Genomic DNA, 24,280 nt, shown 5'->3' with positions numbered 1-24,280 from the left:
GGCGGGCAGTCGAGGGGAGACGGCCATGAAGGTCATGGTGCTGCTGAAGGCCACCCGGGAGACGGAGGCCGGCAAGATGCCGGGCGAGGCGCTGATCGGCGCCATGATGCGCTACAACGAGGACCTGGCGAAGGCGGGCGTGCTCGTCGCCGCCGAGGGCCTGCATCCGAGCGCCCGGGGCGCCCGGATCCGCTTCTCGGGCGAGGACCGCACCGTGGTGGAGGGCCCGTTCGGGGACCCGTCGAGCCTCGTCGCGGGCTTCTGGATCTTCGAGGTCGGCTCGCTCCAGGAGGCCGTCGACTGGGTGCGGCGCTGCCCGAACCCGATGGAGGGCGAGGCGGAGGTCGAGCTGCGCCCGATCCTCGGGGCCGACGATTTCGGGGAGGCGCTGACCGCGGAGCTGCGCGAGCGCGAGGAGCGCCTGCGGGCCGGGGAGGGCCGGCCGGCGACCTGAGCCGGCCCCGGGCGGAGCGGCGGCGCCGGCGCCGCCCCGGGGTCGAGGCCGCCGGGGTCCGGGCCGCCGGATTTCCGGCCGCCGGTGTTCAGGCCGCCGGTGTTCAGGCCGTCCCTTGGCCCGCCGCGAGCCGCTTGCGCTGCACCTTGCCGTTCGGCGTGCGCGGCAGGGTGTCGAGGAACACCACCTCGCGCGGGCACTTGTAGGCGGCCAGCCGCTCGCCGCACCAGGCGAGGAGGGCCGCGCGGTCCGGGGCGGCGCCGCTCCTCGGCACCACGAAGGCGGCGATCACCCGCACGTCGTCGCGCACGGCGAGCTCGGTCACGGCCACCTCCTGCACGTCCGGGTGGCCCGCCAGCACGCTCTCGACCTCGTTCGGCGAGACGCGGTAGCCGAAGGCGTTCATCACGTCGTCGTTGCGGCCCTCGAACCAAACGTAGCCGTCCGCGTCGCAGGAGGCGAGGTCGCCGCCGACGAACCACTCGCCGCGCATCACCGCCGCCTCCTCGTCGGGGCGGTTCCAGTAGCCGAGCATCAGGGCCGGGTCGGAGCGGTGGACCGCGAGGAGCCCGGTCTCGCCCGGCGGCAGGGGCCGGGGCGGGCCCTCGACCGGCAGGATCGCGACGCGGCGACCCGGCTGCGGCCGGCCCGGGGAGCCGGGCTTCACCGGCACGCTCGGGCAGGTCGAGACGTAGGTCGAGATCTCGCTCATCCCGAGCGCCTCGTAGAGGGGCTTGCCGGTGGCGGCCCGCCACTCGGCGAGCAGCTGGGGCGAGAGGGCCTCCCCGGCCGTGATGCCGTGGCGCAGGGAGGCGAGGTCGTGGGCCGGCAGGTCGGCGTATTTCAGGATCTGCCGGTACAGGCTCGGCACGGCCGCGAACAGGGTGGCGCGGTGGGCCGCCACCAGGGCCGGCCAGATCCCGGGGTCGCGCCGGCCGTTGTACAGGACCGTGGTGGCGCCCCGCGCCCAGGGGTCCTGGATGCCGACCCCGAGGGTGTAGGTCCAGTTCATGGTGCCGGCGTGCAGCACCACGTCGTCCTCCCGCAGGCCGAGCCAGTGCTCGTGCATCGGCCGGCGGCCCCAGATCGCGCGGTGGGCGTGCAGCACGCCCTTCGGCCGGCTGGTGGTGCCCGAGGTGTAGACGAGGGTCGCGGGATCGTCCGCGGCGGTGTCGGCGTACTCCGCCAGGGGCGGCCCCGCCCGCAGGCGCGCGACGTCGGCCTGCCGCAGCACGATGCGGCCCCGGCAGGCCTCCGGGTCGAGGGGGCAATCCGCGGCCGCCACGACGGCGGCGGCCCCGGAATCCTGCATCAGGAAGGCCGCCTCGCCGGCGGTGAGCTGGGGCGAGGAGGGCTGCGCCACGAGCCCGGCCGCCAGGGCGGCGAAGTAGACGACGACGTAGTCCGCATCGTTGCCCATGCGGATCATCACGCGGGCGCCGGGCGCGAGGCCGAGGTCCCGCAGGCCGGCGGCGACGCCCCGCACCGCCCGGTCGATCTCCCGGAAGGTCAGCACCTGCGTGCGGCCGCCGTCCCCCGCCAGGACCAGGGCGGGCTTGTCGCCCCGCAGGCGGGCGTTCTCCTCCAGGCAGTAGCGGGCGCCGTTGAAGCGGGGCGGGGGTGAGCGGTCGTCCGGGATGGCAGGCACGGGCGGGAGGCTCCGGGGCGTCGTCGTCGCCCCCTGCTAGAGCAATTCCCGATTGCGGGGAAACCGGTCCGTCGCGGGCGCCCGGTCCCCCGCCGGGGGGCCGCGGCGCCTCAGGACCGGAAGATGCGGGTGTACTGCGTCTCGTGCCGGAACGAGCCGAGGTCGAGCCGCACCGTCGCGGTCCCGGCCGCGTCGAGGGCGAGGCCCTCCACCGCCTCGGCCAGGGCCGCCGCCCGCGGCGTCAGCGCGGCGACGACCCGCGTGCCGGCGCTCTGGCCCACGGGTGCGAGGCGCAGGGAGGCCGAGACGAGGTTCTGCACGAAGGCCGAGAGGTAGGCGGCCAGGACGGTCGGGCGGTCGAGCCCGTGCGCGCCCGCCGCCGCCCCGACGGCGACCGGGTAGGCCACCGGCCCGGCGAGGTGGTCCGCGAGCGCGGCGAGGCGCGGCGTCCCCCAGGCGGCGCGCGTCGCGTCGAGGAACGAGCGGCCCTGCTGGCTCGTCTCGAGGTGCAGCTCCCGCGAGGGGGCCAGCGCGAGGGCGAGGTCGTTCACCGCCGCGAGGGCGGTCGCGTCGCCCGCCGCGGCGGCCGCGTGGGCGTGGGCCGCCAGGATCGCGTCGCTGCGCCCGGCGCCGTGCTCCAGCACGTCGGCGAGCCAGTCCCGCAGGCCGGCCTCGTCGCGCACGTCGCCCGCCTCCACGGCCCATTCGAGCCCGTGCGAGTAGGCGTAGGCCCCGACCGGGTAGCCGGGCGAGAGCCAGGCCAGCAGCAGCAGCGCGTCCCGCACCGTCTCAGCCATGCGGGTGGCCGTGGTGGTGACCGTGGTGGTGGCCGTGGGCCGGCCCGTCCCCGTGCGCGTGGTCCGCCGGGTGGGCGTGGCCGCCCGCGTAGGCCCCGGCCTCCGGGCGGAACGGCCGCTCGACCGGCGTCGCACTGCCGCCCAGGCCCTCCACCATCGCGGCCAGCACGTGGTCGTGGGCGATCCAGAGCGCGTCCTCGCCGATCTCGGCCGGGACGTGACGGTTGCCGATGTGCCAGATCAGACGCTTGAGCGCGTGCGCGCTCGGCGCCCGGATCTCCAGCAGGCGCTCCGGCGCGGCCTCGACCCAGACGAGGCGCCCGTCCTCGAGCCGCAGGGCGTCGCCGTCGTCGAGGACAGCCGGCTCGGCGAGGTCGAGCAGGAACGCGAGGCCGCCGACCCCCCGCATCGCCATCCGGCGCCGGTGGCGGTCGCCGTGGTCGAGCACGATGCGGTCGACGATCTCGCCGGAGGCGAGGTCGGCCCGGCGCACGAGGGCGGTGGCGCGGATCACCGGACCGGCCCGCGCCGGCCGGCGCCCCGGACCGCGCCGCGGCGCAGCGCCGGGCCGGCGTCCCGCGAGGGCGCGCCGCGGGCGGGGGAGCGGGGTTCCGGGGGGCTCTCGTCGGGCAACGGATTCTCCGGGTGGGCGGCGGCGCGGAAGGGAGGAATCGCCCGCGGGACGGCGCGGGCTCAGAACAGGAAGTAGCGCTGCGCCATCGGCAGCACGTCGGCGGGCTCGCAGACGAGGAGCTCGCCGTCGGCGCGCACGTCGTAGGTCTCGGGGTCGACCTCGATCACCGGCGTGGCGTCGTTGTGGATCATGCTCTTCTTCGAGATGCCGCCGCGGACGTTCTCCACCGCCACCATCGGCTTTGCCACGCCGAGCCGCTCGCGCAGGCCCGCCTCCATGGCGGCCTTCGACACGAAGGTGAGGGCGGTCGAGGCCGGGGCGCGGCCGAAGGCGCCGAACATCGGGCGGTAATGCACGGGCTGCGGCGTCGGGATCGAGGCGTTGGGGTCGCCCATGGGGGCGGCCGCGATGGTGCCGCCCTTGATCACGAGGTCCGGCTTCACGCCGAAGAAGGCCGGGGACCACAGCACCAGGTCGGCGAGCTTGCCGGGCTCGACCGAGCCGATGTGGCGCGACACGCCGTGCGCGATGGCCGGGTTGATGGTGTACTTGGCGACGTAGCGCTTGGCCCGCGCGTTGTCGTGGCCCGAGGCGTCCCCCGGCAGGGCGCCGCGCTGGCGCTTCATCTTGTCGGCGGTCTGCCAGGTGCGGATCACCACCTCGCCGACGCGCCCCATGGCCTGGCTGTCCGACGACATCATCGAGAGCGCGCCGAGGTCGTGCAGGATGTCCTCTGCGGCGATCGTCTCCTTGCGGATGCGGCTCTCCGCGAAGGCGAGGTCCTCGGGGATCGACGGGTCGAGGTGGTGGCACACCATCAGCATGTCGAGATGCTCGTCGATGGTGTTGCGGGTGAAGGGCCGGGTCGGGTTGGTGGAGGAGGGCAGCACGTTGGGCAGGCCCGCCACCTTGATGATGTCGGGCGCGTGACCGCCGCCCGCGCCCTCGGTGTGGAAGGCGTGGATGGTCCGGCCCCGGAAGGCCGCGATGGTGTCCTCGACGAAGCCCGACTCGTTCAGCGTGTCGGTGTGGATCATGACCTGCACGTCGTGGGCGTCGGCGACCGAGAGGCAGCAATCGATCGCCGCCGGGGTGGTGCCCCAGTCCTCGTGCAGCTTCAGCGCGCAGGCGCCGGCCCGGATCATCTCCTCGAGGCTCTCCGGCCGCGAGGCGTTGCCCTTGCCCGCGAAGGCGAGGTTCATCGGGAAGGCGTCCGCCGCCTCGATCATCCGGGCGATGTGCCAGGGGCCGGGCGTGCAGGTGGTGGCGAAGGTGCCGTGCGCCGGCCCGGTGCCGCCGCCCAGCATGGTGGTGACCCCGGAATTGAGCGCCTCCTCGATCTGCTGGGGGCAGATGAAGTGGATGTGGCTGTCGAAGCCGCCCGCGGTCAGGATCTTGCCCTCGCCCGCGATCACCTCGGTGCCGGGCCCGACCACGACCGTGACGCCGTCCTGGATGTCCGGGTTGCCGGCCTTGCCGAGCGCCGCGATGCGCCCGCCCTTGAGGCCGACGTCGCACTTCACGATGCCCCAGTGGTCGAGGACGACCGCGTTGGTGATCACCGTGTCGACGGCGCCGGCCGCGTTGGCGAGCTGGCTCTGGCCCATGCCGTCGCGGATCACCTTGCCGCCGCCGAACTTCACCTCCTCGCCGTAGCGGGTGTGGTCGTGCTCGACCTCGACGACGAGGCTCGTGTCGGCGAGCCGGATGCGGTCGCCCGTGGTGGGCCCGAACATGGCCGCGTAGGCGGCGCGCGGCAGGCTCGCGGGCTTTGGGGTGTTGGACATGGGGAGCGCGTTCCGGTCTGGCGGGGGACGGAGGAGGGGCGGGCGGCGGCCCGGCCCGCGGACACGGCGTCCGGGCGGACAGGATGGAGAACCGGCGGCTCGAGGGATCCGGCCCGGGGGCCGGATCCGCCCGGCCCGCCTCAGAGCGTCCCCATCACGTCGCCCCGGAAGCCGTAGACCGCCCGTCCGCCGCCCATCGGCACCAGGGCCACCTCGCGGGTCGAGCCCGGCTCGAACCGCACCGCCGTGCCCGGCGCGATGTCGAGGCGCTGGCCGCGGGCCCGGTCGCGGTCGAAGCGCAGCGCCGGGTTCGTCTCGAAGAAGTGGTAGTGCGAGCCGACCTGGATCGGCCGGTCGCCCGTGTTGGCGACCTCGATCAGCGTGCGCGGCGCGCCCTCGTTGAAGACGATCTCGCCCTCCGGCGTCGTCACTGCGCCCGGCACCTCCGCGGCGGGCTCGCCGCGGATCGGGTGGTGGACCGTGACGAGCTTGGTGCCGTCCGGGAAGGTCGCCTCGACCTGGATGTCGTGGATCATCTCGGGCACGCCCTCCATCACCTGGGAGGCGTCGAGCACCTGGGCGCCCGCCCGCATCAGTTCGGCCACGGTGCGGCCGTCGCGGGCGCCCTCGACCACGAAGTCGGTGATCAGCGCCACCGCCTCCGGGTGGTTGAGCCGCACGCCCCGGGCCAGCCGGTTGCGGGCCACCAGGGCCGCCATGGCGACGAGGAGCTTGTCCTTCTCGCGGGGTGTCAGCAGCACGGGCGGATCCTCTGGGTCAGGGGTGCCTCCATCCTCCACAAGGCTCGGCCGGGAGGCAAGAACCGAGCCGCCGGCCGGCCCCGGCCGCCGCGCCGGCCCGCGCCGGCTGGGGCGCCGCGCCCGCTCACGTCTGCCACACCCGCGGCATCGGGCGCCCGCGGAACCCCGCGACGATCCGGGCCGCGACCGTCCGCAGGGCGCCGATCTCGGGCGCGAGCAGGCGCAGCGCCATCAGGCCGTTCCAGGCGCTGGCGCCGGCCTCGACGCCGAGGGCCTCGCAGCCGGATGCCGCGAGGAGCGCCCGGGCCTCCTCGAGGCGCGCCTCGGCGTCGGGGGCGACGTGCAGCAGGGTCGCGAGCGCCCGGGCGCCCCCCGCGATCGCGGGCCGGGCCAGCCGGTCGGCCACCGGTCCCTCGAGGCGCAGCGAATCGGCGTAGACGAGGCGGCCCCCGCGCCGGACGCGCCAATGGTCGTGGAGCATCCCCGACCGCACCGTCTCGCCCCGGGCGGCGCGGCCGAAGACCAGGGCCTCGAACAGGGTCAGGCGCGCGTCCGCCGCGAGGTCGGCCTCGAGGCGGCGGACGAGGCGGGCGCCGTCGTACAGGATGGTCTCCTGCGGCAGCCAGGCCAGGGCGGCCCGCGCGTCGAGCGCGAGGGCGACGCGGAGCGCGGTCGTCGGCCCGTCGGAGCGGTAGATCTTCTCCGCCGCCGTGGTGGTCAGCACGACGTCGGTCGCGGGCCCGAGGGCGGCCTCGACCTCGAACGCGTCGCCGCAGGCGATGCCGCCGGCGCTGTTGAGCAGCACCGCCTCGAGGGGGCCGGGCTCCGGCCGCGGCAGGCGCAGGCGCAAGGGGCCGGACTCGGCGAGGTCGCTCACCCGGGTGGCGCCGCTGGACGTCCGGACGACCGCCAGGGCGACGTGCCCGCGCGAGCGCTGGCGCCGCTTCCAGGCGGGATCGGGATCGGCGGGCAGGGACATCGGCGGGGCGCGCGGGCGACGGCGGCGCGCCGTCCCGGCGCTTAGAGCGTAGCCGCACGGTCCCGCGCAAGTCCCCGGCTGCCCGGCGGCGGCGGACCGCGCTAGGATGGGGCCGAGACGCGAGGGAGGCGCCGCACGATGAGCGAGGCATTCGAAGGAGCGGGTCCGGAGGCGGCCACCTGCCGGGTCGTGCGGCCCGGGCCGGATTTCGTCGGCAAGCAGGCGCTGACCTACGCGCCCGCCGTCTCGGCGGAGTCGGTCGGCGCGCGGGGGCTCCACATGCAGCTCGTGACGCTCCCCCCGGGCGCCCGCGCCCGCGCCCACCTGCACGAGGCCCACGAGACCGCCCTGCACGTCCTCACCGGCGTCGCCGGCATGTGGTACGGCGCGCGGCTGGAGCAGCACCTCTGGAGCCGCTCCGGCGACTTCGTCTACATCCCGGCCGGGGTGCCGCACCTGCCCTACAACGCGAGCCGCACCGAGACCTGCACGGCGGTGATCGCCCGCACCGACCCGAACGAGCAGGAGAGCGTGGTGCTGCGGCCCGACCTCGACCCGCTGCGCCCGCCCGACGCCGACGTGATGGCGTGACGCCACCGTGATGGCGTGACGCCACCGTGATGGCGTGACGCCGACGTGATGGCGTGACGGCGCCGGCTCAGATCTCCGTCGGCCGCCCCGCCGCCACCACCAGCAGCCGTCCGTCCCCGAGGGTGCGGGCGGCGGCGCGGCGGATGTCGTCCTGGGTCACGGCGGTGATCAGGCCGTTGCGCCGGCCGATATAGTCGATGCCGAGGCCCTCGAAGGCGACCTGCACGAGCTGGTGGGCGATCTTGGTCGAGGTGTCGAAGCCGAGCGCGTAGGACCCCGTGAGGTAGTCCTTGGCCTTCTGGAGCTCCTCGTCCGAGGGGCCGTCGCCGGTCAGGCGGGCGATCTCCTCGGCGATCACCGCCAGGCACTCGGCGACGCGCTCGTTCTTCGTCGCGGTGTAGCCCCAGGTCATCGCGGCGGCGCGGTGGCTGACGAGCGAGGTGCCCACCGAGTAGGCGAGGCCGCGCTTCTCGCGCACCTCCTGGAACAGGCGCGACGTGAAGGCGCCGCCGCCCAGGATGTGGTTCAGCACGTAGGCCGGGATGAAGTCGGGGTCGCGCCACGCCACCCCGTCGGTGCCGAAGCGGATCACCGATTGCGGCACGTCGAGGTCGACCACGATGCGCCGGCCGAGGCCCGCGATGGCGACCCGCGGCACGGCCGCGAGGGGGCCGCCCTCCGGCAGGGCGCCGAAGGCCGCGTCGAGGGCGCGCGCCAGGGCGTCGGTGCCGATGGCGCCCACCGCCGCGACCTTGACCCGGCCGCGGCCGATGAGGCGCGCGTGCATGGCGACGAGGTCGTCGCGGGTGATCGCCGACACGCTCTCGATCGTGCCCGAGGAGGCGCGGCCGTAGGGGTGGCCCGGATAGGCCTCGGCGAAGAAGCGGCGCGAGGCCATCACGCCGGGGTCGTTCTGCTGGTAGCGCAGGCCGGCGAGCATCTGGGCCCGCACGCGCTCGATGGCGGCCTCGTCGAAGCGCGGCCGGGCGAGCGCCAGCGCCAGGAGCTCGACCGCCTCGTCGGCGTGCTTGACCAGCATCTTGAGCGAGCCGCCGACCGCGTCGGGCCCGGCGTGGAAGTTGAGCTCGATGGCGCGGGCCGCGAGGCGCTCCTGGAACGTGTCGGAATCGTAGTCGCCCGCGCCCTCGTCGAGGAGCCGCGACAGCATCTGGGCGACGCCGGCCTTGCCCTCGGGATCCTGGGCGGCGCCGCCCTCGAAGGTGAACGCGAGGGCGATCAGCGGGACGATGGGCGATTCGACGTGCCAGGCCTCGATGCCGCGGGCCGACAGCACGGCGTGGGCCTGGGTCGGGGAGGAGGGGGAGCTGACGGCGGCAGTGCGGGAGGCGGCGTCTGCCAGGGTCATGGGGACCTCTTGGTCTCTGTGCGTGGCGGGTGGCCGCGTGCGATCGGGCCGCCCGGACGAGGCGTGGCGGGACGAGCCTCCCGGGGACGAGGCTCGCAAGGGGCAGGCTCAGGCGGCCGCCGCGACGAGCGTCGCCGGGGCGTCGGCCTCGCGCGCCTTGACGAGGTAGCCGGTCACCGAGCGGGCCGGGATCAGGTAGCGCTCCGCCACCGCGGCGAGCCGGGCCGCCTGCACCGCCTCGATCTCCGTCGGCCAGCGGCGCACCTCCTCGATGCTCTCGCCGATGGCGAGCGCCGAGCCGTAGATGCGGGCGAGGGACGACTGGCTGTCGGAGGAGTAGATCGTCTCGGCGACGAGCCGGGTCTTGGCCCGCTCGATGGCGTCGGCGGACAGGGCCTCGGCCGGGGCGCGGGCGAGCGCCCGGTCGAGGGCCTCCTCCAGCTTCTCCAGGCTGACGCCCTCGGACGGCACCGCGTAGACCGAGAACCGGGTGTCGTCCATGGCCGAGCCCATGTACCAGGCGCCGGCGTTGACGGCGATGCCCTGCTCCATGACCAGCGTACGGTAGAGGTAGGAGGTCGGCCCGCCGCCCAGCACCTCGGCCAGGAGCTCGAGGGCGTGGCCCTCGCCGCCCTTGGCGGTCATGCAGGAGGGCGTCAGGTAGAGGCGCTGGAGCGTCGGCTGCTCGACCTTGGGGTCGGCGACGCTGAGGCGGCGGGCCGCCCGCGGCTCGGGCTCCCGGGGGCGCAGGCGCAGCGGCCGGGCGCCCCGGGGCGTCACCGCGCCGTAGGTGCCCTCGGCCAGGCGCCGGACCTCGTCGGCGGTGACGTCGCCGGCCACCACCAGGATGGCGTTCTCCGGGGTGTAGAAGCGCCGGTAGTAGTCGAGGGCGTGGACCCGGTTCAGCTCCTCGATCTCGTGCATCCAGCCGATGATCGGGATGCCGTAGGGGTGGTGGACGAAGAGCGAGGCCGCCATCGCCTCGGAGAGCTGCGCCGAGGGGTCGGTCTCGACCCGCATGCGGCGCTCCTCCAGCACCACGTCGCGCTCCGGGGCCACCACGGCGTCGTCGAGGATGAGGCCGGTCATCCGGTCGGCCTCGAAGCGCATCATCGTCTCCAGGTTGTCGCGGGCGACGCGCTGGAAGTAGGCCGTGTAGTCGAAGGACGTGAAGGCGTTCTCCTGCCCGCCGAGGCTCGACACCGCCTTGGAGAAGGCGCCGACCGGGTGGCGCTCCGTGCCCTTGAACATCAGGTGCTCGAGGAAGTGCGCGATGCCCGACTGGCCGAGCGGATCGTCCGCCGAGCCGTTGCGGTACCAGACCATGTGGGTGACGACGGGGGCGCGGTGATCAGGGACCACGACCACGTCGAGGCCGTTGTCGAGCACGAAGGAAGCCACCTCCGGTCCTCCCGCCTCGGCCCGCCCGAAGGGCGCCGCGTCGCCGCGCAGGGTGGCGCCCGGGGATCGGATCGGGCCGGGGACGGTGCGCTTCCTGAATTCGTGCATCCTGATCTACCTTACCGGGCGGTCACGCGTACCGCCCGTGCTGATCGTGGACCGGCTTCGTTTAAGGGTTTGAGCGGCCCACGCGAATCGCTCAAGCCCGCCACCGGCGTCGTGGGCCCTTGGACACCGTGTTCTAGAGCATTTTGTGGCAGGTGGGAGCCGAGGACTGCGCAGAAATGCACCCAGCGCAGACCGGCCCCGATCTCCACCAATCGAGGCCCGGCCCGGCGCCACGCCACAGCTTGACGCTGATCTGGTCAAGCCGAGCTTCGGGGCGTCGCACCTTGGCGGCGGCGCGGGCACCGGGACCGGAGCGCTGCGGCAGGCAGGCGGGCACGGGGATCCGCCCCGCCCGGACGGGGCGCCCGGCACTAAAATGCGTCTGGCACGAACGCCGAGGCCCGCCCCCGCGGTCGGGCGGGGACGGGCCTCGGCGCGGGGCCCGCGGGGAGCGCGGGGCGGGGCCGCCTACTGGCGGGAGCGCAGGTAGGTGCGCGGATCCGCCTCGTCCTTGTCGTTGATCGGCATGCCCTTCGGGCCGCTGTCGGTGCGGGCGAGCTTGCCGTTCGGGGGCTTGCGGTAGCCCGTCGGCGGATCCGTCAGGGTGTCGCGGGTGGGCTCGATGTCCGAGGCGCTCGCCTCGTCGTCCCGGCGGCCCTGGAAGAGCTGGAGCGGGTTGACCCAGAACGATTCCTTGACGTTGTCGCCGGGCTTGTAGGTCGGCTCGGTCGGCACGCCCGCGCCCTCGCGGCGGCCGGCGCGCATCTCGTAGACCGACAGGGTGGTGTTGTTGTCGTTCATGCGGCCCTGCTCGCCGCGGGTGATCGGCTTGCGGGCGTCGGCGGCCCGCCGCTCGCGCGCCGCCGTCTCGGGGTCCGTCGGCCATTGCGGGTTGGCCTCGCGCACGGCGTTGCGCGGCACCGGCGGGGGCAGGGCGGTCTTGTCGAGCTTCGGCGGCAGCACCAGCGGCGCCCGCTCCCGGTAGGTGATCATCGGGCGCTCCGGCTCGATGAGGCCGATGGACGAGAGCGCGTTCTTCATGGCGACGCCCTCCTGGGCGCTCGCCGCGCCGGCGGCGGTCAGCCCGGCGGCCGTCAGGGCCGCGAGAAACGTGCGATGGTCTATCATGCTGGCCCCTGCGCTGGTCCGCCCCGTCGTCCCGTCCGGCGTGGGGGCGGTTTCGGGCGAACGTAAGGCGCAGCGGGCGGCGGGCGCAACGACGGCCGCGCCTGTGACGGCCGCGACACACAGGCGACGGCTCAGGCGCGCCCGCCGGCATCCGCCGGCCGGCGCCGCTCGAGGACGAGGCCGTCGTACAGGAGGCCGGCGACGCCGAAGACGATGCCCGCATCGGCCACGTTGAACACGTACCAGGACCAGGCGCCGGCATGCAGGTGGACGAAGTCGAACACCGCCCCGTAGGCGGCCCGGTCGACGGCGTTGCCGAGGGCGCCCCCGACGATGAGGCCGAGGGAGGCCGCGAGGAGGCGCGACCCGGCCCGCGCCATCCAGGCCGCGAGCGCCACCGACGCCGCGAGGGAGATCCCCACCAGCGCCCAGCGTCCGAGGGCGCCGTCCTGCTGGAACAGCCCGTAGGAGACGCCGTGGTTCCACACCACGACGAGCTGGGCGAAGGGCGCCAGCACGACCGGCTGGCGCACCGGCAGGTCGGCGAGGAACAGGAGGCCGAGCTTGCTCGCCTGGTCGAGGACCAGCGTCGCCAGGGCGACGAGGAGGCCGACGGGGAGCGGGCGCATCCTACTCCGCCGCCCGGGCGGCGTGCCGGGCGTCCCACTCGCGCAGGGCAAGCGCGTCGCGCGGCGTCACGTCCGGGTAGTCCGGATCGGCGCCGACGCTCTCGCTGACCTTCCACGAGCGGGCGCACTTGCGGCCCCGCGCCAGCGCCGGCACCACGGCCACGCCCCGGACCTCGTCGAGCCGGAACGCGTCCGCCGGGCCCTCGCCGGTCTCGACGGCGATGTCGGAGGTGATGCAGACCTCCGCGAAGTCGATGCCCTCGAGGCTGGCGCGCAAGTCCGGATCGGCGACGAAGACCCGCGGGGCCGCCTCCAGGCTCGCCCCGATGCGCTTGGCGGCCCGCTCGATCTCGAGGGCGCCCGTCACCACCCGGCGCACCCGGCGGATCTTGGCCCAGCGCCGCGCCAGCGCCTCGTCGCGCCAGGCCGCCGGCGTCTCCGGCAGGGTCTCGGTGTGGATTGTGCCGTCCTCCGACGGGGTGCGCGACAGCCAGGCCTCCTCGGCCGTGAAGGCGAGGACGGGCGCGAGCCAGACCGTCACCCGCCGGAAGGTCTCGTCGACCACGCTCAGGCTGGCGCGGCGCACGGGCGACGACAGGGGGTCGCAGTAGAGCGCGTCCTTGCGCACGTCGAAGTAGAACGACGACAGGTCGCCGGTCATGAAGCCGTTGAGGAGCGCCACCGCGCGCTTGGTGTCGAAGGTCCGGTAGGCGTCGCGGATCTCGGCGTCGAGCTCGGCGAGGCGGTGCAGGATGAAGCGCTCGAGCTCCGGCATGTCCGCGGCCGCCACCCGGTCGTCCGGCCGGTGGTGGGCGAGCGTGCCCAGCATCCAGCGCAGGGAGTTGCGCAGCTTGCGGTAGGTCTCCGAGAACGTCTTGATGATCTCCGGGCCGATGCGCAGGTCGTCGGTGTAGTCCGAGGCCGCCACCCACAGGCGCAGGATGTCGGCGCCCGAGCCCTTGATCACGTCCTGGGGCGCGACGACGTTGCCCTTCGACTTCGACATCTTCTCGCCCCGGGGGTCGAGGACGAAGCCGTGGGTCAGCACCACGTCGAAGGGCGCGCGGTCGCGGGTGCCGCAGGATTCGAGCAGCGAGGAGTGGAACCAGCCCCGGTGCTGGTCGGAGCCCTCGAGGTACATCACCGCGTCCTCGCCCCCGTCGCGCCGGCGCCGGATGCCGGAGAGGCCCGGGAAGTGGACGGGATCCTCGAGCGTGAAGGCGTGGGTCGAGCCCGAGTCGAACCAGACATCGAGGACGTCCGCGACCTTCTCGTAGTCGGCCGGGTCGTGCGAGGGCGCGAGGAACCGGGATCCGTCGGCATCCGCGAACCAGGCGTCGGCGCCCTCGGCCGCGAAGGCCTCGATGATGCGGGCGTTCACGGCCTCGTCGCGCAGGATCTCGCCGGTCGAGCGATGCACGAACACCGTGATCGGCACGCCCCAGGCGCGCTGGCGCGACACCACCCAGTCCGGCCGGTTGGCGATCATGCCGGTGATGCGGTTGCGGCCCTGCGGCGGCACCCACTCGGTCCGGGCGATCTCCCGCAGCGCGACGGCCCGCAGGGTCTCGTCCCCGAGCGCCGCCACCGGCGCGTCGAGGGCGATGAACCATTGCGGCGTGTTGCGGAAGATGACGGGCTTCTTCGAGCGCCAGGAATGCGGGTAGCTGTGCCGGAGGGTGCCGCGGGCGACCAGCGTGCCGGCCTGCGTGAGGGCCGCGATCACCGCCTTGTTGGCGTCGCCCTTCTCGCCCTTGTCGGTGAGCACGCGGCGCCCGGTGAGGCCCGGCGCCGCCTCCGTGAGGGCGCCGTCGGCGTCGACCGCGTACGCGATGGCGGTCTCGATGCCGCGCTCGCGCAGGGCGCGGCCGCTCGCCATCCAGAGCTCGAAATCCTCGCGGCCGTGGCCGGGGGCGGTGTGGACGAAGCCGGTGCCGGCCTCGTCCGTGACGTGGTCGCCCTCGAGCATCGGCACCGCGTGGCCGTAGCCCGGGTTCCAGGCCGCCAGGGGATGGGCGAGCGTCAGGCCCGCGAGCGCCTCGGCCGGAACCTCCGCCACCCGCTCGTACGCCTCGACGCGGGCGGCCTTGAACACGTCGCCCGCCAGTTGGTCAGCAACAACGTAACGAACACCAGGTTGAGACCAGTTCTCTTGAGGAGCAGCAACGACACGGTAGAGTCCGTAAGATACCTTGCGCGAGTAGGCGACGGCGCGGTTGGCCGGGATGGTCCAGGGCGTGGTGGTCCAGATGACGACGCGGGCGCCGGCGAGGTCGGGCGCGCCCGGGGCGGCGACGACCGGGAAGGCGGCCCAGATGGTGTCGCTGACGTGGTCCTCGTACTCGACCTCGGCCTCGGCGAGGGCGGTCTTCTCCACCACCGACCACATCACGGGCTTCGAGCCGCGGTAGAGCTGGCCCGTCATCGCGAAGGTCATCAGCTCGCGGGCGATCTGCGCCTCGGCCGGGAACGCCATCGTGGAGTAGGGGTGGTCCCAGTCGCCCGTGACCCCGAGGCGCTTGAACTCCTCCCGCTGCACCCCGAGCCAGTGCTCCGCGAAGGACCGGCACTCGCGCCGGAACTCGACCACGGGCACCTCGTCCTTGTTGCGGCCCTTGGCCCGGTACTGCTCCTCGATCTTCCACTCGATCGGCAGGCCGTGGCAGTCCCAGCCCGGCACGTAGTTCGCGTCGGCGCCGAGGGCGCCCTGGGTGCGCACCACGATGTCCTTGAGGATCTTGTTCAGCGCCGTGCCGATGTGGATGTGGCCGTTGGCGTAGGGCGGGCCGTCGTGCAGCACGAACTTGCGCCGGCCCGCCGCGGCGGCCCGGATGCGGCCGTAGAGGTCGATGCGCGCCCAGCGCGCCAGGATCTCGGGCTCGCGCTGGGGCAGGCCGGCCCGCATCGGGAAGTCGGTGCGGGGCAGGAACAGGGTCTCGGAGTAGTCGCGCCCGGCGGCGGGCTGAGGTTCGGTCATGGTCGTCAAGGGCTCGTCTGGCGGGCGCCGGCGGCGAGGGGCGGCCCGGGGCACCGGAGGGATCGCGGCGATCGGGCCCGCGGCGATCGGCGGACATCCCGGCCTCCGCGCGGCCGCCGTCGCGGCCCTCAGGCGGAAGCCGGGCTCGTAATTCGCCGGGTCGAGGCGCCGCGCGGGTGCGATACGGTCATCCGGCGCTTCTAGCAGTGGCGGCGGGGCGGGGGAAGCGCCGCGATCGCATCCGCGGCCGGAGCCGCCCCCCGCCCGGGAACGCGGACGGGCCGGACCGGATTGGTCTGTCGCGGCGCCGCGCGCCCCGCACGATCCTTGAGGGACCGCCATGAGCCCGCTTCCGACGAGGACGCCCTCGCCCCGCCTCGCGCTCGCCGCGCTGCCGCTCGCGATCCTGCTGGCCGGCCCGGCCGGCGCCCGCGACCGCCCGCCGGCACCGAGCGCGATGTCCGGCGACGTCGACGCGACCGGCACCGTCACGCCCGCCGACCCGGTGCTGATCCCGGAGGCCGACGGCGCCCGGGCGCGGGGAGGCCGGGCACGCGGGCCCGAGGGCCCCGCCCGGGCGGACCGGAACCGCCGCGACGTCACCGGGCCGGCCCGCGAGCTGGTCCCGGACTAGGCCGGGCCGCAGGCCCCGGCCGTGCGGGGCCGGCTCCGCGGCGTCAGCCCAGCATCGAGGGCGTGCGGTCCTGCGCCAGCAGGCGCCGCGCCGCGGCGGCGTCCTCGTGCATGCGGGCCACCAGGGCCTCGGCGCTCTCGAAGCGGACCTCGCCGCGGATCCAGCCGGCGAACTCCACCTGCATCCGCTGCCCGTAGAGGTCGCCGGCGAAATCGAACAGGTAGGTCTCGAGGAGGGGGGCGCCGTCGTCGAAGGTCGGGCGCCGGCCGTAGCTCGCCACGCCGTCGCGCACCTGCCCGTCGGCGAGCCGGGCGCGCACCGCGTAGATGCCGTGGGCGAGGCCGCAGGAGCTCAGGCTCAGGTTGGCGGTCGGGAAGCCGAGCACGCGGCCGCGCTTGTCGCCGTGGCGCACCTCGCCCTCGACGAACCAGCGGTAGCCGAGGAGGTGGTTGGCTGACGCGACGTCCCCGGCCTCCAGGGCGGCCCGGATGGCACTCGAGGAGACCGGGGCCTCGCCGCCCCCCGCCGCCACCGCCGGGACGACCCGGCAGGCGAGCCCGTTCTCGGCGCAGAGCGCCTCCAGGACCGCCGGCGTGCCCTCCCGGCCGCGGCCGAAGTGGAAATCGTGCCCGATCACCACGCCGGAGAGGCCGAGCTCGGCCCTGAGCAGGCCGGCCACGAAGGCCGCCGCCCCGGTGCCGGCCAGCCCCGCATCGAAGCGGCGCACGAACACCCCGCCGATCCCGAGCCGGTGCAGCACCGCGAGCTTCTCCGCCTCGCCGGTGAGGCGGAACATCGGGCGGCCGGGCGCGAAGAACTCGCGCGGGTGCGGCTCGAAGGTGAGGACCGCGCTCGGGCGACCCGACGCGGAGGCGAGCTCCCGGACCGTCGCGATCAGGGCCCGGTGGCCCTGGTGGATGCCGTCGAAGTTGCCCAGCGCCGCGACCGCGCCGCGCAGGGGCGCGGGCACCGGCTCGCCGTCGCGGTGGACGACCAGGGGCGCGACGGAGGACGGGATCGGTGCGGCGACGGGGCGTGCGGCAGTCTCGTCGCTCGACGGCATGAAGGTCCGACCGGTTGGGCGCTGCGTGGTCCGCGTCCCGGCGTCGGGGCCGCGAGGCCCATCCCGCGGGAGGCGGCGCGACCCTGTCGAAAACCGCCCGGAGGGTCAAGGCGGGCCGCGGTCCAGGCGCGGCCGCCTTGACCTAAGGTCGCGCGGGGACCCGGGCCGGACGGCCGCTTTAACTGCTTCGCAACGGGCAGCGATTACATATCCGGGTCGGAGGCGCCGCCCGGCGCTTCGCCTCATGATCGAAGCGGGGCTCGTCGCGACGGGGATGCGTCGCGCCCGCGAACGGAGCCGGACCCATGGCCCTTGACCTCGGCATGCCGATCCTCGTCGTGGACGACTACCAGACGATGGTCCGCATCATCCGCAACCTGCTGAAGCAGCTCGGCTTCGAGGACGTCGACGACGCCTCGGACGGGACGGGCGCGCTCGCCAAGCTCAAGCAGAAGAAGTACGGCCTCGTGATCTCCGACTGGAACATGGAGCCGATGACGGGCTACGAGCTCCTGCGCCACGTGCGGGCCGACGACGCCCTGCGCACCACGCCCTTCATCATGGTCACGGCCGAGTCGAAGACCGAGAACGTGATCGCCGCCAAGAAGGCCGGCGTGAACAACTACATCGTCAAGCCCTTCAACGCCCAGACGCTGAAGACCAAGATCGAGGCCGTCTGCGGCGCCTGAGCCGGCGGGTGCGGGCACCGCCGGGACCGCGGCCCCTCGGGTTCGAGGGGGCGGGCCCCGGCCGCAGGGCACCCGGTGATCGCCCGGGTCGGCACGCTGGAGCGGATACGTGCTCAGGCAGACGAAGCAAGGCCTCGTTTCATCCCTCGTCCGACTGATCGGAGGCCAGCCTCCCGTGCCACGCACACCCAATGCCCGCCGCGGCGAGCCACCTCCGTCGCCGGCGAGGCCCGCCATGGCGGTGAGCGAACTCATCGAGATCGCCGACTACATCACCAAGCTCAAGCGCGGGATCGCGGCCCTGCGGGCCCAGGAGCTGACGCGCGACCGCATCCCCATGGCGCACGACGAGCTCGGCAGCGTCGTCACGGCCACCGCCAGCGCCACGAACTCCATCATGGAGGCGGCCGAGGCGATGATGGTGATCGAGGCCCGGACCCTCGACGAGTACCGGGCGCAGGTGGAGGCCCGGATCAACGACATCTTCGAGGCCTGCGCCTTCCAGGACATCACCGGCCAGCGCATCTCCAAGGTGGTGGATGCCCTCGGCCAGCTCGAGAAGCGCCTCTCGCAGTTCTCGACCCTCGTCAACGTCCGCGACGGCGAGGCCGAGGTGGACGCCGAGGAGGCGCGGCGCCAGGCGCGGCGCGAGACGCTGCTGCTGAACGGGCCGCAGCTCAAGGGGCCGGCGACGCCCCAGGACGCCATCGACGCGCTGTTCTCCTGAGCGACCGGCGCGGCGCCTGCCGACGCGGCGCCAGCCGGCGCGGCGCTCACCAGCGCAGGACGTCCACGACGGCGTCCGGATGGACCGGCTGCGCCGCGAGCCAGCCGGCGACGTCGCCGAGCTTCGCGCCGGCCTCGACGCCGAGCTCCGCCGCGTGGATGCCCCGCGCCACCAGCACCGAGACGATGCCGTAGGCCCGGGCCCCGGCGATGTCGGTGCGGATCGCGTCGCCCACCGCCATCACCCGGTCCCGGGGAAGGGGGGCGCTCCCGTCGAGCGCCGCGGCCGCCGCCACCGCCGCCTCGTAGACCGGGACGTGGGGCTTGCCGGCGTAGATCACCGTGCCGCCCATGCTCTCGTAGAGGCTCGCGATGGCGCCCGCGCACGGGATCAGCCTGGCGCCGCGCTCCACCACCAGGTCGGGATTGGCGCAGATGATCGGGACGCCGCGGGCCCGCCAGGGCTCCAGGCGCGCCCGGTAATCCTCGGCGGTCTCGGTCTCGTCGTCGAGGAGGCCAGTGACGACCACGTGGGCGGCGTCGTCCGGACCACCGCGGCGCAGATCCAGGCCCTCGAAGATCGGCAGGTCCCGGTCCGGGCCGAGGTGGTGCATCGGGGCGTCGGCCCGCTCCGCCATCAGCGTCCGGGTGAGGTCGCCCGAGGTCACGATGGCGTCGTAGGCCGAGCGCGGCACGCCGAAGGCGTCGAGCAGCACCTGCACGGCGCTCCCGGGACGGGGGGCGTTCGAGACCAGCACGACGCGGCGCGGCCGCTCGCCGGGCAGCGCGCGGAACCGGGTCAGGGCCTCGCCCGCCGCCGGGTGGGCGCGCACCCCGTCGTGCAGCACCCCCCAGACGTCGCACAGGATCAGGTCGAAGCGCGGGGCGAGCGCGCCGATCCCGTCGAGGACCGGGACCGGGCCGGGTTCGTGCGCCACAATCGGTTCAGCCATTCGTCGCACCAATTTTGCTGCATTGCAGCATTGCAGGGCGCCCCGGCTTAGTCGCCCGGGATGGGAAACGCAATCGCCCGGGCCGCCGGGCCGACGAAGTCTCGGCGGGCGCGCGCGGACGTTGCGTCAGCTCCGGGCGCCCACCCGCCCTCGGACTGGAGGCTCGGGCCCGGGCGCGCCCTCAGAGCAGCACCATCCGGTCCACGTCCACGAGCCCGCGATCGGTGATCTTCAGGTGGGGAATCACCGGCAGCGGCAGGAAGGCGACCTGCAGGAACGGCTCCGGCAGGGTGCAGCCGAGGGCGCGGGCGGCCGCGCGCAGGGGAAGGAGCGCGTCGCGCACGGCCTCGAAGGGCAGGTCGCTCACCAGGCCGGCGATGGGCAGCGGCAGCTCGGCCAGGACGGCGCCGCCCTGCGCCACCACGAAGCCGCCCTGGAGGGCGATCAGGCGGTTGACCGCGAAGGCCATGTCGGCGTCGTCGGCCCCGACCACGCAGAGGTTGTGGCTGTCGTGGCCGACCGAGGAGGCGATGGCGCCGCGCCGCAGGCCGAAGCCCTGCACGAAGCCGCGCCCGATGCTCCGGGTGCCGTGGCGCGCCACGACCGCGACCTTGACGACGTCCCGGGCCGGATCGCAGGCGGCCGCGCCGTCCCGCGCCGGCAGGGTCAGGCGCCGGTGCTCGGTGATGATCCGCCCCGGCACCACGCCGATGACGGAGGTCTCGCGGGCGCCCGGAGCGTCCACCCGGAAATCGTCCGGCGTCACGGGCGCGGCCCGGACGCTGTCCCGCCCCGGGGCCGGGATCCGCGGCCGCGCGGCGAAGACCGCGTCGTCGACCGGTCGCCCGCCCGCGATCACGCCCGCGACCGCGCAGGCGGCGAGGTCGTCCAGGAGCACGATGTCGGCGCGCCGGCCCGGGGCGATCAGGCCCCGGTCGGTGAGCCCGAAGGCGGCGGCGGCGCTGAGGGAGGCGGCCCGGTAGGCGGCGAGCGGCGGCACGCCGAGGCCGATCGCGGTCCGGATCAGATGGTCGAGATGTCCCTCCTCGGCAATGTCGAGGGGGTTGCGGTCGTCGGTGCAGAAGGCGAGGAACGGCGAGGTCCCGACGGTCAGGAGGGGGGCCAGCGCGTGCAGGTCCTTCGAGACCGATCCCTCGCGGATCAGCACCGTCATGCCCTTGCGGATCTTCTCCAGCGCCTCGGCCGCCGAGGTGGCCTCGTGGTCGGTGCGGATGCCCGCCGCCGCGTAGGCGTTGAGCGCCAGGCCCGACAGGAGCGGCGCGTGGCCGTCGACGTGGCGGCCCGCGAAGGCGTCGAGCTTGGCGAGGCATCCGGGGTCGCCCGCGAGCACGCCCGGGACGTTCATGAACTCGGCGAGGCCGAGCGCCCGGGGATGGTCGCGGTAGGCCGCGAGGTCCCCCGCCTCGATGCGGGCGCCCGCGCTCTCGAGATCCGTCGCGGGCACGCAGGAGGAGAGCTGGACCCGGATGTCCATCACGGTCTCGCCCGCCGCCGCGAGCGCGTAGTCGAAGGCGGCGGTGCCGAGCACGTTGGCGAGTTCGTGCGGGTCCCAGATCGCCGTGGTGACGCCCCGCGGCAGCACGCAGCGGTCGAACTCGTGCGGGGTGATGAGCGAGGATTCGATGTGCAGGTGGGTGTCGATGAAGCCCGGGACCGCGATGCGCCCGCCCGCCTCGATCACCCGCCCGCCCTCGTAGCGCCCGTAGGTGCCCACGACCGTGTCGCCGCAGACGGCGATGTCGGTCTCGGCGAGGTCGCCGGTGACGAGGTCGAGGAGGCGGGCGCCGCGGATCACCAGGTCGGCGGGCGCGCGCCCCGCCCCTTGCGCGATCCGGCGGGCGAGCGGGTCTGACATCGGGGGATCCCTCCGGGAGGCGGGCGGCGCGCCAGCTTCGCAGAGGGGCCGGGTCCGCGCCAGACCGGCCGGCGCCTCAGGCGTCCGTCACCCCGGCGGCGTCCTGGGCCTTCAGCACCTCGGGACGGGGCATCGAGATGATGTTGTAGCCCGAATCGACGAAATGGACCTCGCCGGTGACGCCGCCCGAGAGCGGCGAGAGCAGGTAGAGCGCCGAGCCCCCGACGTCGTCCAGCGTCACGGTGCGGCGCAAGGGGGCGTGGGCGTTCTGGTGGTTGAACATCAGCCGGGCGTCGGCGATGCCGGCGCCCGCCAGGGTCCGGACCGGGCCGGCCGAGAGGGCGTTGACCCGGATGCCGTCGGGCCCGAGGTCGGCGGCGAGGTAGCGCACCGAGGCCTCGAGGGCCGCCTTGGCGAGGCCCATGACGTTGTAGTTCGGCATCACCCGGCTGGCGCCGCCGTAGGTCAGCGTCAGGAGCGCGCCTCCGGGCCGCATGCGCCGGGCCGCCCGCTGGGCGACCTCCGTGAAGGAGAAGCAGGAGATCACCATGGTGCGGGAGAAGTTCTCCCGGGTGGTGACGTCGACGTAGCGGCCCTTGAGCTGCGCCTTGTCGGAGAAGCCGATGGCGTGGACCACGAAGTCGAGACCCTCGGGCCAGGCCCGGTCGAGCGCCGCGAAGGCGGCGTCCACGCTGGCGAGGTCCTCGACGTCGCACGCCAGCACGATGTCCGAGCCCAGGGAGGCGGCGAGCGGCGCGACCCGGCGCCCCAGCGCCTCGCCCTGGTAGGTGAACGCCAGGGCCGCGCCCTGCGCGGCCAGCGTCCGGGCGATGCCCCAGGCGATGGAGTGGTCGTTCGCGACGCCCATCACGAGCCCGCGCCTGCCTGCCATCAAACCTGTCACGCCAGCCGTCCTCCCGTCCCGGCGCGGTGCCGGCGGCCCGGCCTTACCCGCCCGGCCGCCCCCTTGTCCACCGCGGCCCGGATCAGGCGTCGACGTGCTTGAGCACCAGCGTGGCGTTGGTGCCGCCGAACCCGAAGGAATTGGTCAGCACGTGGCCGAGCCTGGCCCCGTCGACGCGCTCGCGCAGGATCGGCATGTCGGCGAAGGCGGGGTCGAGCTCCTCGATGTGGGCGCTCTCGCAGATGAAGCCGTTCTGCATCATCAGCAGGGAGTAGATCGCCTCCTGCACGCCGGTGGCGCCGAGGGAGTGGCCGGTCAGCGACTTGGTGGCGGCGATGGGCGGGCAGGCCGCGCCGGTGCCGAACACCTCGCGGATCGCCTCGATCTCCTTGTCGTCGCCGACCGGCGTCGAGGTGGCGTGGGGGTTGATGTAGTCGATCCGGGCGCCCTTCAGGCCCTCGATCGCCTGGCGCATGCAGCGCACGGCGCCCTCGCCCGAGGGCGCCACCATGTCGTGGCCGTCCGAGGTGGCGCCGTAGCCCGCGACCTCGCCGTAGATGCGGGCGCCCCGGGCGCGGGCGTGCTCGAGCTCCTCGAGCACCAGCACCCCGGCGCCCCCCGCGATCACGAAGCCGTCGCGGGCGACGTCGTAGGCGCGCGAGGCCCGGGCGGGCATGTCGTTGTACTTCGAGGACATCGCCCCCATGGCGTCGAACAGCACCGAGAGCGTCCAGTCCAGCTCCTCGCAGCCGCCCGCGAAGATGATGTCCTGGCGGCCGCCCTGGATGATCTCGGCGGCGTTGCCGATGCAGTGGTTCGAGGTCGCGCAGGCCGAGGAGATCGAGTAGTTCACGCCCCGGATCTTGAACCAGGTGGCGAGCGTCGCCGACGCGGTGGAGGACATCGCCTTAGGCACCGCGAAGGGCCCGACGCGCTTGGGACCCTTGGCCCGGGCGACGTCGGCGGCCTCAACCAGGGCCTTCGTCGAGGGACCGCCCGATCCCATGATGATGCCGGTGCGCTCGTGCGAGACCTCGGCCTCCTCGAGGCCGGCGTCCCGGATCGCCTGCTCCATCGCGACGTGGTTCCAGGCGGTGCCGCCGCCGTGGAAGCGCATGGCCCGGCGGTCGACCACCGCCTCGGCGTCGAGCGTCGGGGCCCCGTAGACCTGGCTGCGGAAGCCGTGGGCCGCGAAATCCTCGGCCCGGGTGATGCCGGAGCGCGCCTCGCGCAGGGACGCCAGCACCTCCTGCGTGGAATTGCCGATGGACGAGACGATGCCCATCCCGGTGATCGCCACACGCCTCATGATCGTCGGAACCCTCCGGAGCGGCGCCCGGAGGCGCCACGCGGGTGTCACCTAGGCTCCCGGAGCCGTAATCTCAACCGCCCATCCGGGGGAAGGCTCCCGATTCCGCGCGATCGCGGCGGGCGCCGCGGCGCTAGCCGCCGGCGGGCGCGGCCGCCTGGAACAGGCCGACCCGCAGGTCCTGCGCCTCGTAGATGCGCCGGCCGTCCGCCTCGAGCCAGCCATCCGCGATGCCGAGCACGAGGCGGCCCTGGCGCACGCGCTTCAGGTCGACGCCGTAGACGACCCGGCGGACGCTCGGCAGCACCTGGTCGCTGAACTTGACCTCCCCGACCCCGAGGGCGCGGCCGCGCCCGGGCGAGCCCAGCCAGCCGAGGAAGAAGCCGACCAGCTGCCAGAGCGCGTCGAGGCCCAGGCAGCCCGGCATCACCGGGTCGCCCTGGAAGTGGCAGGGAAAGAACCAGAGGTCGGGCCGCACGTCGAGCTCCGCCCGGACGTGCCCCTTGCCGTGGGCGCCCCCCTCCCGGCCGACCGACACGATGCGGTCGAACATCAGCATCGGCGGCAGCGGCAGCTGCGCGTTGCCGGACCCGAACAACTCGCCGCGGCCGCAGGCCAGCAGCTCCTCGTAGGAGAAGCGGGTGGGCCGGGCCGGGGCCTCGGCGGCGGGCGGCGCAGTGGGCTGGTCGGCGGACATGGAGGGAGCGAGATCCTCGTGGCGGCGGGTGTGGCGGGATTGCGCCGGCGCCGGCGCGCGGGCTGCCCGGCGCCGGCCGGCGCCTCGTTAGCATAGGGCGTCAGCGGGTTCAAAGCTGGCCCGGATCGACGGCGCCGGCGCGGACGCCGCGACCCGGGGCGCCCGCGCG

22 protein-coding genes are annotated in these 24,280 nt (G+C 74.5%); 5 read left to right on the top strand and 17 right to left on the bottom strand.

Annotation, left to right across the window (positions count from 1 at the left end; all coding sequences use genetic code 11):
- The first annotated feature begins 25 nt into the window (after positions 1-25).
- Positions 26-454 carry a YciI family protein gene (locus tag DT057_RS18315; protein WP_128563544.1) on the top strand — a complete coding sequence of 143 codons (429 nt, stop codon included), beginning with the start codon at positions 26-28 and terminating at the stop codon, positions 452-454.
- A 103-nt stretch (positions 455-557) separates the two neighbouring features.
- On the opposite strand, the gene DT057_RS18310 is transcribed toward DT057_RS18315, so the two are convergent.
- The 6 genes from DT057_RS18310 to DT057_RS18285 all read right to left on the bottom strand — a co-directional run bounded on the left by DT057_RS18310 (position 558) and on the right by DT057_RS18285 (position 7,060).
- Positions 558-2,102 (bottom strand): acetate--CoA ligase, encoded by a 1,545-nt coding sequence (locus DT057_RS18310; RefSeq protein WP_128563543.1) that lies wholly within the window; start codon positions 2,100-2,102, stop codon positions 558-560.
- A gap of 110 nt (positions 2,103-2,212) precedes the next feature.
- Complete coding sequence (locus DT057_RS18305; RefSeq protein WP_128563542.1) at positions 2,213-2,899, bottom strand: urease accessory protein UreF; 687 nt, start codon at positions 2,897-2,899, stop codon at positions 2,213-2,215.
- Positions 2,892-3,413: an urease accessory protein UreE gene (locus DT057_RS18300; RefSeq protein WP_128563541.1), complete on the bottom strand. Its 522-nt coding sequence runs from the start codon at positions 3,411-3,413 to the stop codon at positions 2,892-2,894. The genes DT057_RS18305 and DT057_RS18300 overlap by 8 nt, the downstream gene beginning before the upstream one ends.
- Positions 3,414-3,592: 179 nt before the next feature.
- On the bottom strand, positions 3,593-5,320 hold the full coding sequence (ureC, locus tag DT057_RS18295; RefSeq protein ID WP_128563540.1) for an urease subunit alpha: 1,728 nt from the start codon (positions 5,318-5,320) through the stop codon (positions 3,593-3,595).
- A 140-nt stretch (positions 5,321-5,460) separates the two neighbouring features.
- Complete coding sequence (locus tag DT057_RS18290) at positions 5,461-6,081, bottom strand: urease subunit gamma (RefSeq protein WP_128563539.1); 621 nt, start codon at positions 6,079-6,081, stop codon at positions 5,461-5,463.
- Between the two features lie 124 nt (positions 6,082-6,205).
- On the bottom strand, positions 6,206-7,060 hold the full coding sequence (locus DT057_RS18285; RefSeq protein WP_128563538.1) for an urease accessory protein UreD: 855 nt from the start codon (positions 7,058-7,060) through the stop codon (positions 6,206-6,208).
- A 138-nt stretch (positions 7,061-7,198) separates the two neighbouring features.
- Between DT057_RS18285 and DT057_RS18280 the strand changes: the two genes are divergently transcribed.
- The gene (locus DT057_RS18280; protein WP_128563537.1) at positions 7,199-7,651 is read left to right on the top strand and encodes a cupin domain-containing protein; all 453 of its coding nucleotides are present in this window, start codon (positions 7,199-7,201) and stop codon (positions 7,649-7,651) included.
- Positions 7,652-7,718: 67 nt separating this feature from the next.
- Here the strand turns inward: DT057_RS18280 and DT057_RS18275 are convergent, their stop codons facing one another.
- From DT057_RS18275 to ileS, 5 genes are all read right to left on the bottom strand, one after another.
- The gene (locus DT057_RS18275) at positions 7,719-9,017 is read right to left on the bottom strand and encodes a M16 family metallopeptidase (RefSeq protein ID WP_128563536.1); all 1,299 of its coding nucleotides are present in this window, start codon (positions 9,015-9,017) and stop codon (positions 7,719-7,721) included.
- Between the two features lie 108 nt (positions 9,018-9,125).
- Positions 9,126-10,526, bottom strand: a complete 1,401-nt coding sequence (locus DT057_RS18270; RefSeq protein ID WP_128563535.1) for a M16 family metallopeptidase — start codon at positions 10,524-10,526, stop codon at positions 9,126-9,128.
- A gap of 468 nt (positions 10,527-10,994) precedes the next feature.
- Entirely contained in the window at positions 10,995-11,654 is a 660-nt protein-coding gene (locus tag DT057_RS18265; protein ID WP_128563534.1) for a hypothetical protein, read from the bottom strand.
- A gap of 131 nt (positions 11,655-11,785) precedes the next feature.
- Entirely contained in the window at positions 11,786-12,283 is a 498-nt protein-coding gene (lspA, locus tag DT057_RS18260; protein WP_128563533.1) for a signal peptidase II, read from the bottom strand.
- A gap of 1 nt (position 12,284) precedes the next feature.
- Entirely contained in the window at positions 12,285-15,260 is a 2,976-nt protein-coding gene (gene ileS, locus DT057_RS18255; protein ID WP_203236312.1) for an isoleucine--tRNA ligase, read from the bottom strand.
- Between the two features lie 340 nt (positions 15,261-15,600).
- Between ileS and DT057_RS18250 the strand changes: the two genes are divergently transcribed.
- Positions 15,601-15,894: a hypothetical protein gene (locus DT057_RS18250; protein WP_128563531.1), complete on the top strand. Its 294-nt coding sequence runs from the start codon at positions 15,601-15,603 to the stop codon at positions 15,892-15,894.
- Positions 15,895-15,937: 43 nt separating this feature from the next.
- Here DT057_RS18250 and DT057_RS18245 read toward each other — a convergent pair whose 3' ends face one another.
- A complete protein-coding gene (locus DT057_RS18245; RefSeq protein WP_128563530.1) occupies positions 15,938-16,957 on the bottom strand; it encodes a bifunctional riboflavin kinase/FAD synthetase in 1,020 nt (339 codons plus the stop codon).
- Positions 16,958-17,262: 305 nt separating this feature from the next.
- On the opposite strand from DT057_RS18245, the gene DT057_RS18240 reads away from it, so the two are divergent.
- Positions 17,263-17,646 carry a response regulator gene (locus DT057_RS18240; RefSeq protein ID WP_048427618.1) on the top strand — a complete coding sequence of 128 codons (384 nt, stop codon included), beginning with the start codon at positions 17,263-17,265 and terminating at the stop codon, positions 17,644-17,646.
- A 235-nt stretch (positions 17,647-17,881) separates the two neighbouring features.
- A complete protein-coding gene (locus DT057_RS18235; RefSeq protein ID WP_128563529.1) occupies positions 17,882-18,373 on the top strand; it encodes a protein phosphatase CheZ in 492 nt (163 codons plus the stop codon).
- Positions 18,374-18,419: 46 nt separating this feature from the next.
- Here the strand turns inward: DT057_RS18235 and DT057_RS18230 are convergent, their stop codons facing one another.
- From DT057_RS18230 to fabA, 5 genes are all read right to left on the bottom strand, one after another.
- A complete protein-coding gene (locus tag DT057_RS18230; protein WP_128563528.1) occupies positions 18,420-19,325 on the bottom strand; it encodes a TIGR01459 family HAD-type hydrolase in 906 nt (301 codons plus the stop codon).
- Positions 19,326-19,506: 181 nt separating this feature from the next.
- Positions 19,507-21,201, bottom strand: coding sequence for an adenine deaminase (gene ade / locus DT057_RS18225; RefSeq protein ID WP_128563527.1), 1,695 nt, complete (start codon positions 21,199-21,201; stop codon positions 19,507-19,509).
- 76 nt (positions 21,202-21,277) lie between these two features.
- Positions 21,278-22,105 (bottom strand): enoyl-ACP reductase FabI, encoded by an 828-nt coding sequence (fabI, locus tag DT057_RS18220; RefSeq protein WP_128563526.1) that lies wholly within the window; start codon positions 22,103-22,105, stop codon positions 21,278-21,280.
- Between the two features lie 82 nt (positions 22,106-22,187).
- Positions 22,188-23,414 (bottom strand): beta-ketoacyl-ACP synthase I, encoded by a 1,227-nt coding sequence (fabB, locus tag DT057_RS18215; protein ID WP_128563525.1) that lies wholly within the window; start codon positions 23,412-23,414, stop codon positions 22,188-22,190.
- A 133-nt stretch (positions 23,415-23,547) separates the two neighbouring features.
- A complete protein-coding gene (gene fabA, locus DT057_RS18210; protein WP_128563524.1) occupies positions 23,548-24,111 on the bottom strand; it encodes a 3-hydroxyacyl-[acyl-carrier-protein] dehydratase FabA in 564 nt (187 codons plus the stop codon).
- Between the last annotated feature and the right edge of the window lie 169 nt (positions 24,112-24,280).

Origin of the sequence: Methylobacterium crusticola, assembly GCF_003574465.1 — a bacterium.
GTDB classification, from domain to species: Bacteria; Pseudomonadota; Alphaproteobacteria; order Rhizobiales; family Beijerinckiaceae; genus Methylobacterium; species Methylobacterium crusticola.
This window is presented reverse-complemented; position numbering and strand designations above follow the sequence as displayed.

Coding starts and splice junctions, on each gene's coding strand:
- DT057_RS18315 (WP_128563544.1), top strand. CDS start 26: ATGAAGGTCATGGTGCTGCTGAAGGCCACCCGGGAGACGGAGGCCGGC.
- ureC (WP_128563540.1), bottom strand. CDS start 5,320: ATGTCCAACACCCCAAAGCCCGCGAGCCTGCCGCGCGCCGCCTACGCG.
- DT057_RS18305 (WP_128563542.1), bottom strand. CDS start 2,899: ATGGCTGAGACGGTGCGGGACGCGCTGCTGCTGCTGGCCTGGCTCTCG.
- DT057_RS18240 (WP_048427618.1), top strand. CDS start 17,263: ATGGCCCTTGACCTCGGCATGCCGATCCTCGTCGTGGACGACTACCAG.
- DT057_RS18270 (WP_128563535.1), bottom strand. CDS start 10,526: ATGCACGAATTCAGGAAGCGCACCGTCCCCGGCCCGATCCGATCCCCG.
- DT057_RS18275 (WP_128563536.1), bottom strand. CDS start 9,017: ATGACCCTGGCAGACGCCGCCTCCCGCACTGCCGCCGTCAGCTCCCCC.
- ileS (WP_203236312.1), bottom strand. CDS start 15,260: ATGACCGAACCTCAGCCCGCCGCCGGGCGCGACTACTCCGAGACCCTG.
- DT057_RS18235 (WP_128563529.1), top strand. CDS start 17,882: ATGGCGGTGAGCGAACTCATCGAGATCGCCGACTACATCACCAAGCTC.
- DT057_RS18280 (WP_128563537.1), top strand. CDS start 7,199: ATGAGCGAGGCATTCGAAGGAGCGGGTCCGGAGGCGGCCACCTGCCGG.
- lspA (WP_128563533.1), bottom strand. CDS start 12,283: ATGCGCCCGCTCCCCGTCGGCCTCCTCGTCGCCCTGGCGACGCTGGTC.
- fabA (WP_128563524.1), bottom strand. CDS start 24,111: ATGTCCGCCGACCAGCCCACTGCGCCGCCCGCCGCCGAGGCCCCGGCC.
- DT057_RS18245 (WP_128563530.1), bottom strand. CDS start 16,957: ATGCCGTCGAGCGACGAGACTGCCGCACGCCCCGTCGCCGCACCGATC.
- fabB (WP_128563525.1), bottom strand. CDS start 23,414: ATGAGGCGTGTGGCGATCACCGGGATGGGCATCGTCTCGTCCATCGGC.
- DT057_RS18250 (WP_128563531.1), top strand. CDS start 15,601: ATGAGCCCGCTTCCGACGAGGACGCCCTCGCCCCGCCTCGCGCTCGCC.
- DT057_RS18285 (WP_128563538.1), bottom strand. CDS start 7,060: ATGTCCCTGCCCGCCGATCCCGATCCCGCCTGGAAGCGGCGCCAGCGC.
- DT057_RS18230 (WP_128563528.1), bottom strand. CDS start 19,325: ATGGCTGAACCGATTGTGGCGCACGAACCCGGCCCGGTCCCGGTCCTC.
- ade (WP_128563527.1), bottom strand. CDS start 21,201: ATGTCAGACCCGCTCGCCCGCCGGATCGCGCAAGGGGCGGGGCGCGCG.
- DT057_RS18265 (WP_128563534.1), bottom strand. CDS start 11,654: ATGATAGACCATCGCACGTTTCTCGCGGCCCTGACGGCCGCCGGGCTG.